This is a genomic window from Microcoleus sp. N9_B4, assembly GCF_036701635.1.
In the GTDB taxonomy this organism is placed as follows: domain Bacteria; phylum Cyanobacteriota; class Cyanobacteriia; order Cyanobacteriales; family Microcoleaceae; genus Microcoleus.
The window spans coordinates 180,704-196,129 of the sequence record NZ_JAUBRC010000004.1; the positions used below are offsets into that span (position 1 = coordinate 180,704).

Here is a 15,426-nt window from a genome sequence, read left to right on the forward strand (position 1 = left end):
GGATACAAGTATCGACAGATTTGTGTTGGGTTAGCTAAAATATGCCAAATTGCAACTTAAAATTTAAGGCAGTAACAAAGGAGTAAGTGATTGAAACCTACTTGCCATGTCTGTAAAAAACGGATTGAGGATAACAAAGGAACTTATTGGATAAAAGGAACAGGTGGTATTTTTGCGAGAGGTGTATATCCTAGTACATTAGTGTGTGCACATTGGGGAAAATGTGCGAAAGCTTTAGGTAGATACTTTGACCAATTTCCTCCAGATGAGAAGGGAGAGTTCTGGTTTTGGGCTCATTTACCTTTCTTCACTCAATCCGATGAGAAAGTAACTGATGACGATAAATTTATTTATGTTCTAAAGTCGAACAAATATTACAAAATAGGCATTGCTAAGGAAGTTGCAAAAAGGATGCGGGAACTGCAAACAGGTGATCCAGTTAAACATTTATTTGTTTGCTCTTCTTTTTTTGAAAATGCACCTAAATTTGAAAGTCTTTTACACGAAGCTTTTCACGAGTATCGAGTAGGAGGCGAGTGGTTTGAGTTGCCACCTGAAAAGCTAGAAGAGCTAATTAAAATTTTAGAAAATAAGGATTTTATAATGCAGGTTCCACCACTAGATAATATAGTTTACTATCCTCCCAGTACACGGGTTTTATGGCGTAATCAGCCCGGTATTGTACATAGTTTAGTTATTAAATCCTATAAATATGAGGTTGGCTACAATATAGTGCTTGACTCCCAAAGTTGTAGAGATGAGCCAGAAGTAACCAATTCAGGCTATGACGAGTTGATTTTAGAAGATGCTCGTATACCAAGTGTAGAAGGTTACGAGGTCGAACCCGTCGAGCCAAATGATTTCTGAGGATGACATAACGTCTTTAGTCGCTCAACAGGAACTTTACATTTTTCCCGACAGGTGAAACCCGATCGCCCGCAACTTTGATCGCTCGCTCGCCCCTTTCCCATATCCTAGAAAAACACAGGCACTGTCAAGACTCAAATCAGATCGGGATCGATCGCCTTCTCTGTGCGATCGCGCACGAAACCATTCCTAGTTTATGATGGTTGTAACAGAATTTGTGGGATTATGATTTCTGTGCAATTAGCCTTCTTGCCTTCATGCCAACGAATGATTCTGACCTACAAATCCAAGCGCGAAGAATTCTAGACACGATTGCTTTCATTCCTTTTGAGCAATGTCAACCCTTGACCCGTGGGTTTGAGAGCATTCCTGCGCGTCCTGGCATTTATGCAATCAGGCACAGAACTGATGGATTGCTCTACATCGGTAAAACCAAGAGCTTACGAGGTCGCTTCAGTGGTGGGCACAAAGCTTTTTTGTGGGCATGGCTCGATAAATATAGCGATGAAGACATACGGATTGCAGTACAGACAATTTCTCACTGGCAGAACCCTGCGTTACTATTGGAGCTAGAAGCCATCATTCTAAGAGCTACTGAACCCCCTTACAATGTCCAAATTCCAACTGAGATGTAAATGCCATGCAAGCCAAACTTCAAGAGCAACTTTCCCTCGCTGATGCCGAAGTTATTTTAGGACGTTTTCCTGAACGAATTCGTGCTGCCCTAATTGCTCGTGCTGCTGAAATTGAATATCCAATCGAAGCCGTCATTGAGATGGCGATCGCTAGTTTCCTTGACACGGAGGCATTAGGTTTTGCAGATTGCAAACCAGGACGCGGACAATAACAGCGTCAAGTGGCGATCGCGGCGGTCTAACAACCCAGTTCGAGCGGACTACCGAAGGATATTGGTGGCGATGGAAAAGTTAATTCTAGCCACTCAACCGGAACGTTACATTTTTCTATCCCGACAGGTGAAACACGATCGCCCGCAACTTCTTGGGATCGCTCCCCCCCTTTCCCACATTCTAGAAAAACACAGCTATTCAAATCAGAAAAAAGCCGACTAAGCATCTTTTTGAACTTCTATGCGATAGTTGTAGCCCTGTTCAGTCAGAAACAGTTGGCGGTGTCGGGCAAAATCTTCCTCGCAAGTTTGTAGCGATACTAATGTATAAAAACTCGCAGTATGTCCGTCGGATTTCGGGCGGAGAATTCGTCCGAGGCGCTGCGCTTCTTCTTGGCGAGAACCATACTTTCCCGATACTTGAATTAAAACATCGGCATCGGGTAAATCGACGGCAAAATTGCCCACGCGAGATAGAATTAATCCGGGAATCTCTTTGTGGCGGAATGCTTCGTATAACCGATCGCGATCTGCCTGTTTTGTCTTCCCCGTAATCAGAGGCAATTCGGTAATTTTGGCGATCGCATCCAACTGTTCGAGATACTCACCAATAATTAAAATACGATGTCCCGCTTCCTTTTGCAACAAACTTTGCACCACATCCAACTTACCCGGATTTTCCGCAGCAATCCGAAACTGGCTGCGGCGGGGCGCTAGGGCATATTCCATTTTTTCTGCCTCATTTTGGGCGACGCGGATTTCCGTACAATTGGCAGTGGCAATAAATCCCTGTCCTTCCAATTCGCGCCAAGGTACATCATAGCGCTTGGGCCCAATCAAGGTGAATACATCGCCTTCTTTCCCATCTTCGCGAATCAATGTTGCAGTTAAACCTAACCTGCGTCGTGCTTGTAATTCAGCAGTGATCCGAAATATCGGTGCAGGTAATAGATGGACTTCATCATAAATAATCAGTCCCCACGATTGGGCATTAAACAACTCGAAATGCGGGAATTCATCATCTTTATTCGATCGATAACTTAGCATTTGGTAAGTCGATAGGGTGACAGCAGCCGTCTGTTTGGTGACACTGCTGTACTCAGCGATCGCATCCTCAGTTAAACTCGTTTTGTCTAAAATTTCCCTGCGCCACTGGTGCACTGAAGTCAAACTGCTGGTGAGGATGAGTGTCTTTTGCTTTACCAAACTCATCGCTAACATCCCCACAATCGTCTTACCAGCCCCGCAGGGTAGGACGATCGTCCCACTTCCACCTTTTACCTCCCCGTCCTGATAGAATGCCTCTGCTGCTTCTTGTTGATAAGCACGCAACTTAAAGGGCAAATCTGTTAAAGTACGATCGCGCAAAGAAATCCCTAATTCGGCACCCTCGACATATCCAGCCAAATCTTCTGCCGGATAGCCCACTGCTAGTAAAGCTTGCTTGAGTACGCCGCGATTCCCGGCATCGACTTGAAAGCAAAGATCCGAGATGCGCTTGCCCAACATTGGTTTAACGCGATCGTCCCGTACCAGCAATTCCGCTAGGGGCAAATCGGCAATTCGCAGTTGTAAATCGGGGCTAGCCGCATCGATTCTTTCAATTACAGTTAATCCATACCGCGCCCCCAACAGTTCAATTTCCTGCGCTACGGAGTCAGGAATGGGATACTTGGCATACTTTCGCAAAGCTGCGATCGCGTCTTCAACTGGCATTCCCGCCGCCCGCGCATTCCACACGCTGAGGGGCGTGATGCGATAGGTGTGGATGTGTTCGGGACTTTTGATTAATTCCGCAAAGGGGGCGATCGCTTCTCGCGCCTGTTGTGCTGTGGGGGCGTGAACTTCTAGTAAGATCGATCGATCGCTTTGCACGATCAAAGCATTTTCGGGAACATAATTCATAAGAAGAAGGAAGAAGGAAGAAGGAAGAAGGAAGAGGGAAGAGGGAAGAAGGAAGAGGGAAGAGGGAAGAAGGAATGCACTACACGGATTAACACGGATACACGGATTAATTATTAGGCTTGTCTCAAATGCGATCGGGAAGAAGGAAACTATTTTAGATACTTGTAGGAGTGAAGCAGTCGGGCGATTGTCCCTGCAATAAATTTCAGGATTTGTATCCTCCTGCTTCACCCTGGCGCGAGTGCGATCGATACCACCGGACACTATCTTCTACCAATTTTAAACGAAATAACAGTATTCTTGTCCCCCCCGCAATGCAGCGGGGGGGCTAGGGGGGGTCGAAGAGTGTTGCACGATTTTAGAGAAATGGTATTACTATTTATCCCGCTGGGGTAAGACGTAGCCGATCTGCCGCAGGGCGTTGCGAAACTTAGTTTCCTGGGATAATGGAACTGTTAAAGTGCGATCGCCCGCTAGCTGACAGAATTTTTTGGTACGGGAATCATTAGCAATCAACACTGCTAAATGGGCGTTTTTACATTCGATTAACTTGACAGTTCCTGCATCTTGCAAACTATTCGATCGTTCTGTAATATCCGTCAGAAATTGCTGTACGGTTTCCGGTAGCGGTTCGATACTTCTGGTCTCTAAAACTTCTTTAAATTCTGCTAGCGGGTATCCGGCTTCAATCGCGGTAAATAGCTTTTGTCGATCGAGTTGCCAGACGACATCGGAAACTTTTTTAGTATAGAGATCGAGGACGATCGCATCTGATGTCGCAATGCCTTCTCCTGCTACAACAATATCTAAATTGGGCAGTACGCGGAGTGTTTGACGGAACTCAATTGCTGGCGGGGTGTAATTGTTAGTCAATCCCAAACAGTAAGCCCCCAAAGCTGTCAGGCGAAAAGAGATTAAGCCGTCGTAGCGGCTGAGAAATCTCAAATCGTCCGTTCCCCAAAGATCGTCAAAATCGCTGGGTACGAGGGAAGGATCGGCATAGGCAACATCAATTATTCCCAGGGTAGCAACATACTCAAACAACAGGCAGCGCATATATCTTTCTTGCAGAATATGCCAATCGTGACTGCCCGAATATCCTAAGTTACCATACCCAAATTCAGAAATATAGAGATTGTCGGGATCGCGCGTTACTTCAAACCGATTCCCAGTTGCCAACATATACCTGCTAAATTCGCTAAACAGAATCCATTTACCGACAGGACATTCTGCTAGCCTTGAGGCGATCGCCTCTCTCCGCCCCGCCACCGCTGTCATGCCGCGCGCGCCCTTGCCGGTTTGTCCTTTAATCGCATCAATGCGGCGAAATTCATCAAAAGTGTTTGTTTTTAACCAGCGCTTCCATGCTGTCTGTAATCCTTTGGCAGGTGATTCTTGCAAAGCTTTCTGTCCCGCTTTGGTCAAAACAAGCTTTTTGCCCGATAGTTCGGCGAATTTGCTCGCTTGGGCGATCGCGGCCCAAGCAAAGGATTTGATGTTACCAACCTCGTAGAATATATCGCCCTTTTCCAAGGTAGCTTGGCGCTGTTCGTCGTTATAAAAATCACCCCCTTGCAATACGCCGGCGATCGCTTTCAGAGTTGTGGCACCAGGTAATGCGGTTTTCTCACTAACAGCAACTTTGCCCGACTGAATCAGACGCAAAACTGCTTCCAAATCCTTTGGGGCTACCCGTTCCATTTCAAAAATAGTCAAAGGAAGTTCGTACTCGGATACCTCTCTTTGAGATGTACGAAAATTATGTTTTTCTACACGAACTATAAAATTATCTGGCAGTACATCGCCAACCACATTTAAGGGAGTTGCTTGAGGTTTTGGCACAAACTTCAGCAATTTTTCTTCAAGATCGTAGGGTATCGCAGTGCCGTAGAAGAACAAGGATAGTAGGGATGGTTCTCGGTTGTATCCATAGCGATCGCTGGTTCCCCAGTTTGGTTGTTGTCCGTATTTCGCCACAAATACATCGGCATCATAGCCACCACCTGACCCATGTATAACTTCCGCTACGGCCGCTTTTTGCAAATCGTCTAATTGCGCCCAAACTTGCTTAAGTTTTTGTCCCTGCATTTGCTCTTTAATCCCAGCAACCAGGTCAGCTTTGCGGGTTAATTTGCGATCGCCCGACAACAGTGCATTCAGCTTTTTTAAATCTTCAACAATTATTCCTTCGAGTGCCTCTTGGAGGGTAGGAACATCATCTATGGTTTGGTAACGCGGCATAATTTTTGGCAATTCGCCTGCTGCAAAATTGTTTGTGCTACCAAATATAACAACTTTGCGAAAATTTTAACTTGAATTTTTGTAACAAAATTCCGAAGTAGGGTTTGATATTTATTGTTAAACACGAAAATTTTATCTGATAAAGTACAGAAGTAGGCGACCTGAAAACAACGGAATTACATAACTACTCTTGCACAACTTTAGGGAAGTAATCTTAATTTAAGATTTGAGCTTTGAGATTTAACTCGGAGTGTGAGATAATTATTTACAATCGTGACTTGTGTTTTACTGAGCCCGCCGGCGCGGTAAAACAGGAGTGGCAGTCAGCATTATTAAAAAAAAATCCCAATTCCCAATCATCACAAACAAAGCGATATGAGCGAACACCCAACCATCAGCTACCGCACCGAAAGCGACTCAATGGGAGACAAACAAATCCCATCTAATGTCTATTACGGCATCCAAACTCTAAGGGCTATTGAAAATTTTCCAATTAGCGGTATTAAGCCTTTATCAACATACGTTGATGCTTGTGTTTTAATTAAAAAAGCAACGGCGATCGCCAATGGCGAACTCGGCTGCATTCCCCAAGACATCAGTCAAGCCATTGTCCAAGCAGCAGATGAAATCCTAGCTGGCAAATTGCGCGATCAATTTGTAGTTGATGTCTACCAAGCGGGCGCCGGAACTTCTCACCACATGAATGTTAATGAAGTTCTTTCAAATCGCGCTTTGGAAATTTTGGGCGAGGAAAAAGGTAATTACAAGCGCGTCAGTCCTAACGATCACGTAAACTACGGTCAATCAACAAATGATGTGATTCCGACGGCGATTCGGATCGGCGGATTGTTGGCCTTAGAAAAAACTCTGTTTCCGGCTTTGTCGGAGGCAGTAGTTGCCCTAGAAAACAAAGCAGAAGAATTCAAAAATATTGTTAAATCCGGCCGCACTCACCTACAAGATGCTGTGCCCGTTCGACTCGGCGACACCTTTGGTGCTTGGGCGCAAATTCTGAAAGAACATACCTTGAGAATTGACAGGGCATCCGATGATTTGACCTCTCTGGGATTGGGGGGAAGTGCGGCAGGAACAGGCTTAAATACTCACCCTGAATACTGTCAAAAAGTTGCTGAGATTCTCTCCGAATTAATCGACCAACCTCTGAAACCAGCAAAGCATTTAATGGCAGCTATGCAGAGTATGGCACCATTTGTAAATGTGTCTGGTGCACTGCGAAATCTCGCTCAGGATTGCGTTAAAATCTCCCACGACTTGCGTTTGATGGACTCCGGGCCGAAAACGGGTTTGAAAGAAATTCAATTGCCTCCTGTGCAACCAGGTTCGTCAATTATGCCGGGAAAATACAATCCTGTGATGGCAGAAATGACATCGATGGTTTGTTTTCAAGTTATGGGTTACGATAGCGCGATCGCCCTTGCCGCCCAAGCGGGACAATTAGAATTGAACGTGATGATGCCCTTGATTGCCTACAATCTCATTCACAGCATCGAAATTTTGGGCAATACCATCAGCGCTTTGACTACACAATGCCTCGCCAAAATTGAAGCTAAGGGCGATCGATGTCTCGCTTATGCTGAAGGTAGTCTCGCCCTCGTTACCGCCCTCAACACTCACATCGGCTATCTCAACGCCGCCGCCGTCGCCAAAGAATCTCTAGAAACCGGCAAATCTTTGCGGCAAATTGTGCTAGAACGGGGTTTAATGAGTGCAGAAGACTTGGCAAAAGTTCTAGATTTAGAGAAAATGAGTGCGATGCCAACATCTTCTGCTAACGTATAGGCGATCGCAGGAATCAGCTAGAAACTAGAAGGCTGAACTCGATTTAATTCTGCCTTCTGCCTTCTGAGTTCTGCCTAAGTGCTGTCACAGGTTAAAGTTAAAGAATTCAGAATTCAATTTTTTTACATTTAATTCTGATTTTTTTTATAGTCTAAAGTTGGGGAGCAAAATTTATGCGCGCAGGTTCTTTTGCCAAATTAACTCAAGATAAAGAGAACACAACTCAAGTGACTTTTCATTATGTGGAAGGTCACACGGAAACCTTTACTATCCCGATACCTGCACAAGAATTCCAAGAGGAAGTGCTGAATTTGTTAAGTCAACCTTGGTTGACTTTCCATTTAGCCGATCAAACCGTGTTTATTTGTACGGCCCGGTTGGTAAAAGTAGAAGTAAAGCCCGCGATTCCCGACCTGCAAGGCCAAGGAATATTCTCTAACTCACTGCGAGTTAGTACCATGCAGCGGGCTGCTGTTGGTAGATTGCCGATGAATAGTTAGGGTTCATTTGTATTGAGATGATTCTTGGTAACGCAGGCGCAGATCACCCTGCTTAGGGTGTTCCGTGCCTGCGTTACATTGAGATTATTCCCGATCGATAACCAATTACCAATTAATTCATAATTATGTCTGCTGTTAGTTTAATTCAGGCCAATTCATACGATCGCCAAATTTTGCAAGCATCTTTAGAAAGTTTGCTGGCACCCTTGGGCGGAATCTCGGCTTTTGTCAAATCGGGCGATCGGGTTTTACTCAAACCCAATCTCCTCACAGGTTCTCGCCCTACAAAAGAATGTGTCACCCGCCCAGAATTGGTTTACTGCGTCGCTAAAATGGTCATTGAAGCGGGAGGAAAACCATTTTTAGGCGATAGTCCAGCTTTTGGTACCGCTATGGGTGTAGCCAAAGCCAACGGTTATTTGCCGCTGTTGGAAGAACTGAATTTGCCAGTAGTTGAGTTTCAAGGAAAACGCTACGAAACAGTCAGCGAAGATTTCAATCATCTGCGAATTTGCAAAGAAGCAATGGAAGCGGATGTAGTGATTAATTTGCCCAAACTCAAATCTCACGTTCAATTAACCGTGACAATGGGCGTGAAAAATTTGTTCGGCTGCGTTCCCGGCAAAATGAAGGCTTGGTGGCACATGGAAGCTGGCAAAGATAGCGCCAGATTCGGTGAAATGCTGGTAGAAACTGCCCGGGCAATTAACCCAAATTTGACGATTTTGGATGGCATTATCGGCCACGAAGGTAACGGGCCAAGTGGCGGCGAACCTAAGTTTTTGGGAATTTTGGCCGCCTCTGATGATGTGTTTGCTTTGGACAGAACTTTAGTTGAAATTATTAATGCTGATCCGGCGATGGTTCCCACTGTAGCTGCGGCGATGAGATTAGGACTGTGCTCGAATTTAGAGGCGATTGATTTTCCGCTTTTGCAGCCGGAAAATCTCAAGGTTTTGGATTGGAAGTTCCCGGAAAGCATGATGCCGATCGACTTTGGTATGCCCCGCGTGGTGAAGTCGGCTTTCAAGCACCTTTATATCCGGTTTATTAAAGAAAAGTTCAGCATCAAGGCTTCGCATTAGCGAAGAGAGAAGGCGTAAAATTTCTTTTTTTTATTCCTTCTGCTTCGCATTGTTAAGTTTAAAGAAATATAATTATTATTTACAATATATGTATTTAGGTAAACTTTCAACAAGTTTGTTATAACTCTATGTTTAAAGCATTGGTCTCGCCGTACTCGCAACTCGCGCTGATTCTTGCTAGCTAGAAGCAGTTAAAGGATTTTACTTAAGCATAAATACTTATAACAGCCATTTTTTTAACCAAATTCACCCTAAAATTGCGCTTTTCTTTATAATTGACCGCCTAATTATAAAGATTGAGTAAAGCTCGCAAAACTTTATTGACAGTTATTACGTAGATCGCAGATGATGGCGACATATCAAACAGACCTCACCTTAAATAATAAAGGTCTAATCCAGTTGCTGGCTCCATCTTAAGTATTAGATATCTCCGAAACAGAGTCTGAAATGTTGCTTGTATCAGGCGGCGAAATTTAAATTCGGTATATGTCTGTTATATAGATCGATCAACAGCCCTTGCCAAGTACAGCAAAGATTCACTACCGCATCAGTAAAAACTTAAAATCAGGAACTACCTCACCTATGCTTACTAACAACAATCTGACTATCGTACAGCCACTAAAAGCCAAGTTTTTGCCAAACAGTGAAGTTTTACTGACCCGGAAGTTAATAGAAGCAGTTGGTGAGTTAGCCACCTATTGGTCGGGTTCAATTACTGTGATGATGGAAGAAACGAAAGAAGACAACGACCAAATGGATGCAAAAATATTCAAACTTGATGAATTGCCATTCAAACTGGAAATAATTTCTTTTGATCGAATCACCCCAGCTTTGCTACATCAGCATCAGAGTGCGCTGGTATTGGCAGCCCCGGAATACAGACAGAACCATATCAGTAAAGTGTGTCAAATAGCGGGAGTACCGTGTATTTACGTTTCCGAATACAGTCTGAAAACTCGCAAACAGATCGTGAACGTGAGTACGAACAATCCCTTGATCCGCTTGCGGAGAATTATTTGGACTTACAGTCAGGAATATAAGCAGCGCAAGGCGATCGCAATGGCAGAGGGATTGCAGTGCAACGGCACCCCTACATACCAAGAATACAAGCATCTCAATCGCAACCCACAGTTGTTCTTGGACACGCGGATTAGAGAAGATATGTTAGCAACAGAAGGTGACATTGAACGGCGCACTGAAAACCGCTCTCAAGATATGCCTCTCCGGCTAGTATTCTCAGGTCGCCTAATTAAGATGAAAGGAGCCGATCATTTACTTGAGGTCGCTAGAGAACTCAAACAACTGAAGGTGAAATTTGAAATGTTCATCAGTGGTATTGGTGACTTAGAAGAGATGATGCACCAGCAAATAGCTGCCCATCAACTTAATGATTGCGTGAAAATGCTCGGAGTGCCTGACTTTAAAACAGATTTTTTCCCCTTTGTGAAGAACAATATTGATTTGTTTGTTTGCTGTCACCGGCAGGGCGACCCTTCTTGTACTTACATAGAAACTATGGCTGGTGGCGTGCCGATTGTTGGGTATGCTAACGAAGCATTCCAGGGAATTGCAGAAATGTCGGAGACAGGATGGGTTGTGCCAATGAATCAGCCTAAACAGATGGCGAAAAAAATTGCAGAACTTAGCCACAACCGGGAAGAAATTAAATCGATGTCGTTCAAGTCGCTGAAGTTTGCTCAACAGCACACATTTGAGAAGACTTTTCAAGCTCGCGTAAAACATATGCAGGCTATTGCCTACTCAACGCGGCCTAATCTAGTTACCGAAAGTCAAGTATGTGATGCTCCAGATCTGGTTTTGGCGTACAGTCAACAGCCTTAAGAATCTTTCGGCCTATGATGGAGACAGGTTTCATTAAGGTAGCCACGGAAATCCGAGGTCTTGTAAAGGCAATGGTTGAGGTGAGCGATCGCCATTAGATTTAGATGTTTTGTTTCAAACTTAATAGCATCAAAATCGACTGGGCGATCGCACTTCTTCCATAGGTTCTCAAGTCTCATTTAACGGGTTACAATTTCTTGGCAACTACCAGAACCCACAGCAACTCTAAACCCTTGAGCGACCAACTCATTTTCGTGTTCACATGAACTGGTAAAACTAACAGGAATTTTAGTTTAAATTTTGTCAAATCAACTACTTCATTGTTTAGGTATAAATGCACAAAAGATTGTATTGGTATCTATCATAGCCTAAAGCCTACCCTGTTTATACCAATTCACTATGAAGATACACTAAATGAGGCTGATGTCTTTCTGGTTGGAACTATATCATTAGCGTTATATTAAATGCAGCTTCATAGTGAATTGGTATTATAACTTAATATATCCTGGAATTTTTGCTAAATTATTGACAATAGAAAAACTTACTCACAGCCAGCTAGTGGAAAGTGGAGTTTTTTATCAAAAGTAAAGTGACAAAAACCGTTAAATGCGTTAGGTTAAATTCGATGTTACCTGAAAACCACGCCTCAGCAATTGTATTCCCAAAACTTCATAAGTTTTAGGCATTCATCTGCTGTATTTAGGATCACACAATTATCACTGGCACATAACGTCCCGAAGTGATACAAAATGAGTGGTTATTAGTACATCCAGTACCTAAGTAATGAAAACTAAAATGCAGCAAAGTCAAAACTGCTTAAGCCCTACCGTCGTCTGTCCGATATCGGGACAGAGTATGAAACCGTGGCTATTCATACCCGGTGATTGGCGTAGACCTCTAAACAATGAGTCATTTCAATTGTACTGGTGTGAAAAGTCACAACTTGGATGCATTCATCCTCTACCCGAACTCAACAAAATCGCCAGCTTCTACGACATCGATGAGTATTATACTCATCATATAGACTTTACAGGCTTCGTATCTGCCTCTTCTATTTCCTTCTTCGATAAATTGCGTACCCATCTAGCTTGGCGTTTCGATCGCGGAGTAGATGTCACCAGTAAATGGTGGAAGCAACAGTTCGGGACTGCTTCCTCCTCGATCTTAGAAATTGGTTGCGCCAACGGACACCTGCTGCAAGAACTGCAAGCAGATGGTCACAAAGTCTGGGGCGTAGAACCCGATCGACAAGCTTTGATTTTGGCCCAGCAGCGAGGTGTTAATGTATTTGAGGGTACTGCTGAATCTTTGCCTCCGGAAGTCAAGTCTAGACAGTACGACATAATTGTGATGAACCACGTACTCGAACATACCAGAGATCCTTTACTGGCACTCCGCAATGCCATGCAGTTGCTCGTGGATGGCGGCAAATTGGTGATGGAAGTACCAAATAACTCTTGTATTGGGCTGAAGTCATCAGGGATTGCATGGATGCATCTAGATGTACCAAGGCATTTGTATTTTTTCACACCGCAGAGCTTTCGCGCTATCTGTGAAAAAGTAGGATTTGAGATAATTTCTACCCAGTTTAATGGCTACTATCGCCAATTTGAGAACAGTTGGATTAATAATGAAAGAAAAATTTTCAGTGTGTTCGATTCAATGGCATCTCATCAGATAGTAAAGCCCAAAGAAAACAGTAAAGTCCAAGCTTGGAAGCTACTTCTGAAAACAATCTTTGCTGCTGATGCAAACAAGTACGATTCGATCCGGATTGTGGCACAAAAGCCATAGCAAGATCGAGGTAAGGGCAATAAACTTTTGGCTTGATTATCAAGTTTGGTTACACACTCACCATACTTTTGCAATTCCCTGCGATCATTGCCCATGCCAGGATTACAGTCAAACCAAATGCGACTATTGACCCAGGAATCCACCTGACTCGATCGAGACTGACGCACAAACTGTGTATTTAAGGTGTGCAGTCCGCAGCTTACCACAGAGATAATGTCAAAATTGTTTTCTGGCGTAATATCGTTTCCGGTGGCATCGGAATAATATATTTGGATCATGTCAGTGGGAGCTTAAGAGCTCGCTACCCAAATCGCGAGTTCTTAAGCTCCCACTATAATTCCGATGCCACCTGATTTGATATAAATTTTCCTGAATATGCGATCGCAGTTGTACCTCAAAACGATTAGTTACGATGTGTTTGCTTTTTTACTTTTTTAGTTTTTTCTTGTGAGCACCCATAATTCACAAGAAACTTTTAAATCTCAACCATATAATACTTCTTCTACAGGCGGCGTGGCGTCTGTGGGGTCGAAGTGTTTAATTTTCAAAGCTTGTAGCAAAAACAGCCAGATATAAAGCGGATTCAAAAAAACATACCGCTGCCAAAGGCGCCGAGGTTCCTTAATCATCCGAAACAGCCATTCCAAACCTATTTTAGATAAAAAGTCAGGAGATTTAGCCAAATTACCCGCATGAAAATCGTAAGCAGCACCTACAGCAATCAACGGCATTGATAAGTCGTCCCGGTATTCGTAAGCCCAGACTTCTTGCCGGGGACACCCCAAACCGACAAAAGTAATTGCTGCACCGCTGTTGCGAATTTGCTGTGCAATTTCTTGTTTCTCTTGGACCGAAACCTGCCTAAATTTAGAAGGCTGAGTTCCAGCAATAATTAACTTGGGAAAACGCTCGCAGAGATTGCGAGATAAAGCTTCCAGTACAGAAGCTTGAGAGCCGTACAAATAGATAGGTAATCCTTCTTCTGCCGCACGTTCGCAGATTTGTAACATCGCATTCGGCCCGCAAACTCGATCGGGCAATTCCGTATGGTAGAGCCAATTTAACGCCCACCTGACCGGCTGTCCGTCTGGCAATACTAAGTCAATGTGATTAATCCGATAACGATGAGTGCTGTCGAGAACCCCAGTCATTACCCCGTGAACCGCTAGAGCAGAAACTGACATTGGTTTTCCGGCGCTGGCTGCTGCAATAATTTTGCTGACAGCCGCTTCATAATTAACGGCATTTACTAATATGCCTAGTACATTCTTTTTCCCTTTATCAATCATGGAGCACCTCTTTAAGTCAACGCTCGCAGTTACACTCATAAATCTCCCCTAAGATTTGTTTAACCTTGTATTCTTCAATCGTTTACCGAAATTCCCAGCACATTCTTTTTGTCCCGCTCAATCATTGGAATCTTCTTTCAGCCAACGCTCGCGGTTACATTCATAAATCTCCTGTAAGATTTGTTTAACGTTATATTTCATTTTCCAGTTGGGATAGTGACTGGAAAATTTTGAATTGTCGCTAATCCACCAAATGTGATCGCCAATGCGATTCCCTTCAGCATAAGTCCAATTAAATTTGCGTTCTGCAATTGCCTCGCACATCTGGATCGCTTCTAACATCGAACAATTGCTGTACCGACCTCCTCCTGTATTATAAACTTGGGCGCTTCGGGGAGCTTTATAAAATTCATAAAATGCCGAAATTAAATCTGCGCTATGAATGTTATCCCGAACTTGCTTGCCTTTGTAGCCAAACACGGTGTAAGGAGTTCCCGTGACAGCACACTTCATCAAGTAAGCTAGGAAGCCGTGCAATTGAGCTCCAGAGTGATTTGGACCCGTCAAACAGCCGCCGCGAAAACAAGCGGTGTTCATATTAAAATATCGACCGTATTCTTGGACTAAAACGTCAGCAGCTACCTTAGAAGCACCAAACAAACTGTGCAGGCACTGATCGATTGACATATCTTCCCGAATACCGCTTTCGTAAGTATGGCCTGGTTCAATTTCCCACCTGTGTTCTAATTCAATTAAAGGCAAACTGTTAGGCGTATCGCCGTATACTTTGTTGGTAGAAGTGAAAATGAAAACTGCTTTAGGACAGTACAAGCGAGTTACTTCTAGAAGATTAAGAGTGCCGTTGGCATTGACGGTAAAGTCTATTTTCGGAGCACGGGAAGCCCAATCATGGCTGGGCTGGGCTGCTGTGTGAATTACTAATTCGATCGACTCGCCGTACCGCTGAAAGATATTGGTAATCGCTTCATAGTCGCGAATGTCCACATCTAAGTGATAATACTTGGTACCCAAAGACTTTTCGAGCAGTTGGCGGTTCCAGTTTGTAGAACCATCAGCACCAAAAAAGAACTGGCGCATATTATTGTCTATCCCAACTATATCTAAGCCTTGTTTGGCAAAGAACTGACACGCCTCAGAGCCAATTAAACCCGCCGAGCCAGTAATGATTGCAACGCCCACGTTTCACCGCCTGAAAAAATATAGTTTTCTTTGTTTTGCCCGATCGAACCCATCAG

At 43.8% G+C, this 15,426-nt stretch carries 13 protein-coding genes; 9 read left to right on the forward strand and 4 right to left on the reverse strand.

Features of this window, described 5'->3' with window-relative positions:
* Positions 1–90 precede the first annotated feature (90 nt).
* From QUA43_RS04275 to QUA43_RS04290, 4 genes are all read left to right on the forward strand, one after another.
* The gene (locus tag QUA43_RS04275; RefSeq protein ID WP_333371314.1) at positions 91–867 is read left to right on the forward strand and encodes a GIY-YIG nuclease family protein; all 777 of its coding nucleotides are present in this window, start codon (positions 91–93) and stop codon (positions 865–867) included.
* Between the two features lie 215 nt (positions 868–1,082).
* Positions 1,083–1,502, forward strand: a complete 420-nt coding sequence (locus QUA43_RS04280; protein ID WP_333371316.1) for a GIY-YIG nuclease family protein — start codon at positions 1,083–1,085, stop codon at positions 1,500–1,502.
* Between the two features lie 5 nt (positions 1,503–1,507).
* A complete protein-coding gene (locus tag QUA43_RS04285) occupies positions 1,508–1,714 on the forward strand; it encodes a hypothetical protein (RefSeq protein ID WP_006631417.1) in 207 nt (68 codons plus the stop codon).
* A complete protein-coding gene (locus QUA43_RS04290) occupies positions 1,683–1,937 on the forward strand; it encodes a hypothetical protein (RefSeq protein WP_333371318.1) in 255 nt (84 codons plus the stop codon). The genes QUA43_RS04285 and QUA43_RS04290 overlap by 32 nt, the downstream gene beginning before the upstream one ends.
* On the opposite strand, the gene QUA43_RS04295 is transcribed toward QUA43_RS04290, so the two are convergent.
* On the reverse strand, positions 1,934–3,619 hold the full coding sequence (locus tag QUA43_RS04295; RefSeq protein WP_333371320.1) for a DNA repair helicase XPB: 1,686 nt from the start codon (positions 3,617–3,619) through the stop codon (positions 1,934–1,936). The two genes, QUA43_RS04290 and QUA43_RS04295, sit on opposite strands and share 4 nt — an antisense overlap.
* A gap of 375 nt (positions 3,620–3,994) precedes the next feature.
* Positions 3,995–5,860, reverse strand: coding sequence for a hypothetical protein (locus QUA43_RS04300; RefSeq protein WP_333371322.1), 1,866 nt, complete (start codon positions 5,858–5,860; stop codon positions 3,995–3,997).
* 375 nt (positions 5,861–6,235) lie between these two features.
* Between QUA43_RS04300 and QUA43_RS04305 the strand changes: the two genes are divergently transcribed.
* The 5 genes from QUA43_RS04305 to QUA43_RS04325 all read left to right on the forward strand — a co-directional run bounded on the left by QUA43_RS04305 (position 6,236) and on the right by QUA43_RS04325 (position 12,881).
* Positions 6,236–7,660, forward strand: coding sequence for an aspartate ammonia-lyase (locus QUA43_RS04305; RefSeq protein WP_333371324.1), 1,425 nt, complete (start codon positions 6,236–6,238; stop codon positions 7,658–7,660).
* A 173-nt stretch (positions 7,661–7,833) separates the two neighbouring features.
* Positions 7,834–8,160: a hypothetical protein gene (locus tag QUA43_RS04310; protein WP_333371326.1), complete on the forward strand. Its 327-nt coding sequence runs from the start codon at positions 7,834–7,836 to the stop codon at positions 8,158–8,160.
* Positions 8,161–8,285: 125 nt separating this feature from the next.
* Positions 8,286–9,245: a DUF362 domain-containing protein gene (locus tag QUA43_RS04315; RefSeq protein WP_333371328.1), complete on the forward strand. Its 960-nt coding sequence runs from the start codon at positions 8,286–8,288 to the stop codon at positions 9,243–9,245.
* 582 nt (positions 9,246–9,827) lie between these two features.
* Entirely contained in the window at positions 9,828–11,087 is a 1,260-nt protein-coding gene (locus QUA43_RS04320; RefSeq protein WP_333371330.1) for a glycosyltransferase, read from the forward strand.
* Positions 11,088–11,942: 855 nt separating this feature from the next.
* Positions 11,943–12,881, forward strand: coding sequence for a class I SAM-dependent methyltransferase (locus QUA43_RS04325; RefSeq protein WP_333371332.1), 939 nt, complete (start codon positions 11,943–11,945; stop codon positions 12,879–12,881).
* Positions 12,882–13,363: 482 nt separating this feature from the next.
* Here QUA43_RS04325 and QUA43_RS04330 read toward each other — a convergent pair whose 3' ends face one another.
* Positions 13,364–14,209: a WecB/TagA/CpsF family glycosyltransferase gene (locus QUA43_RS04330; RefSeq protein WP_333371334.1), complete on the reverse strand. Its 846-nt coding sequence runs from the start codon at positions 14,207–14,209 to the stop codon at positions 13,364–13,366.
* A 78-nt stretch (positions 14,210–14,287) separates the two neighbouring features.
* Positions 14,288–15,370 (reverse strand): NAD-dependent epimerase/dehydratase family protein, encoded by a 1,083-nt coding sequence (locus tag QUA43_RS04335; RefSeq protein WP_333371335.1) that lies wholly within the window; start codon positions 15,368–15,370, stop codon positions 14,288–14,290.
* Positions 15,371–15,426: the final 56 nt, after the last annotated feature.

Coding starts and splice junctions, on each gene's coding strand:
- QUA43_RS04285 (WP_006631417.1), top strand. CDS start 1,508: ATGCAAGCCAAACTTCAAGAGCAACTTTCCCTCGCTGATGCCGAAGTT.
- QUA43_RS04295 (WP_333371320.1), bottom strand. CDS start 3,619: ATGAATTATGTTCCCGAAAATGCTTTGATCGTGCAAAGCGATCGATCG.
- QUA43_RS04300 (WP_333371322.1), bottom strand. CDS start 5,860: ATGCCGCGTTACCAAACCATAGATGATGTTCCTACCCTCCAAGAGGCA.
- QUA43_RS04305 (WP_333371324.1), top strand. CDS start 6,236: ATGAGCGAACACCCAACCATCAGCTACCGCACCGAAAGCGACTCAATG.
- QUA43_RS04310 (WP_333371326.1), top strand. CDS start 7,834: ATGCGCGCAGGTTCTTTTGCCAAATTAACTCAAGATAAAGAGAACACA.
- QUA43_RS04315 (WP_333371328.1), top strand. CDS start 8,286: ATGTCTGCTGTTAGTTTAATTCAGGCCAATTCATACGATCGCCAAATT.
- QUA43_RS04320 (WP_333371330.1), top strand. CDS start 9,828: ATGCTTACTAACAACAATCTGACTATCGTACAGCCACTAAAAGCCAAG.
- QUA43_RS04325 (WP_333371332.1), top strand. CDS start 11,943: ATGAAACCGTGGCTATTCATACCCGGTGATTGGCGTAGACCTCTAAAC.
- QUA43_RS04330 (WP_333371334.1), bottom strand. CDS start 14,209: ATGAGTGTAACTGCGAGCGTTGACTTAAAGAGGTGCTCCATGATTGAT.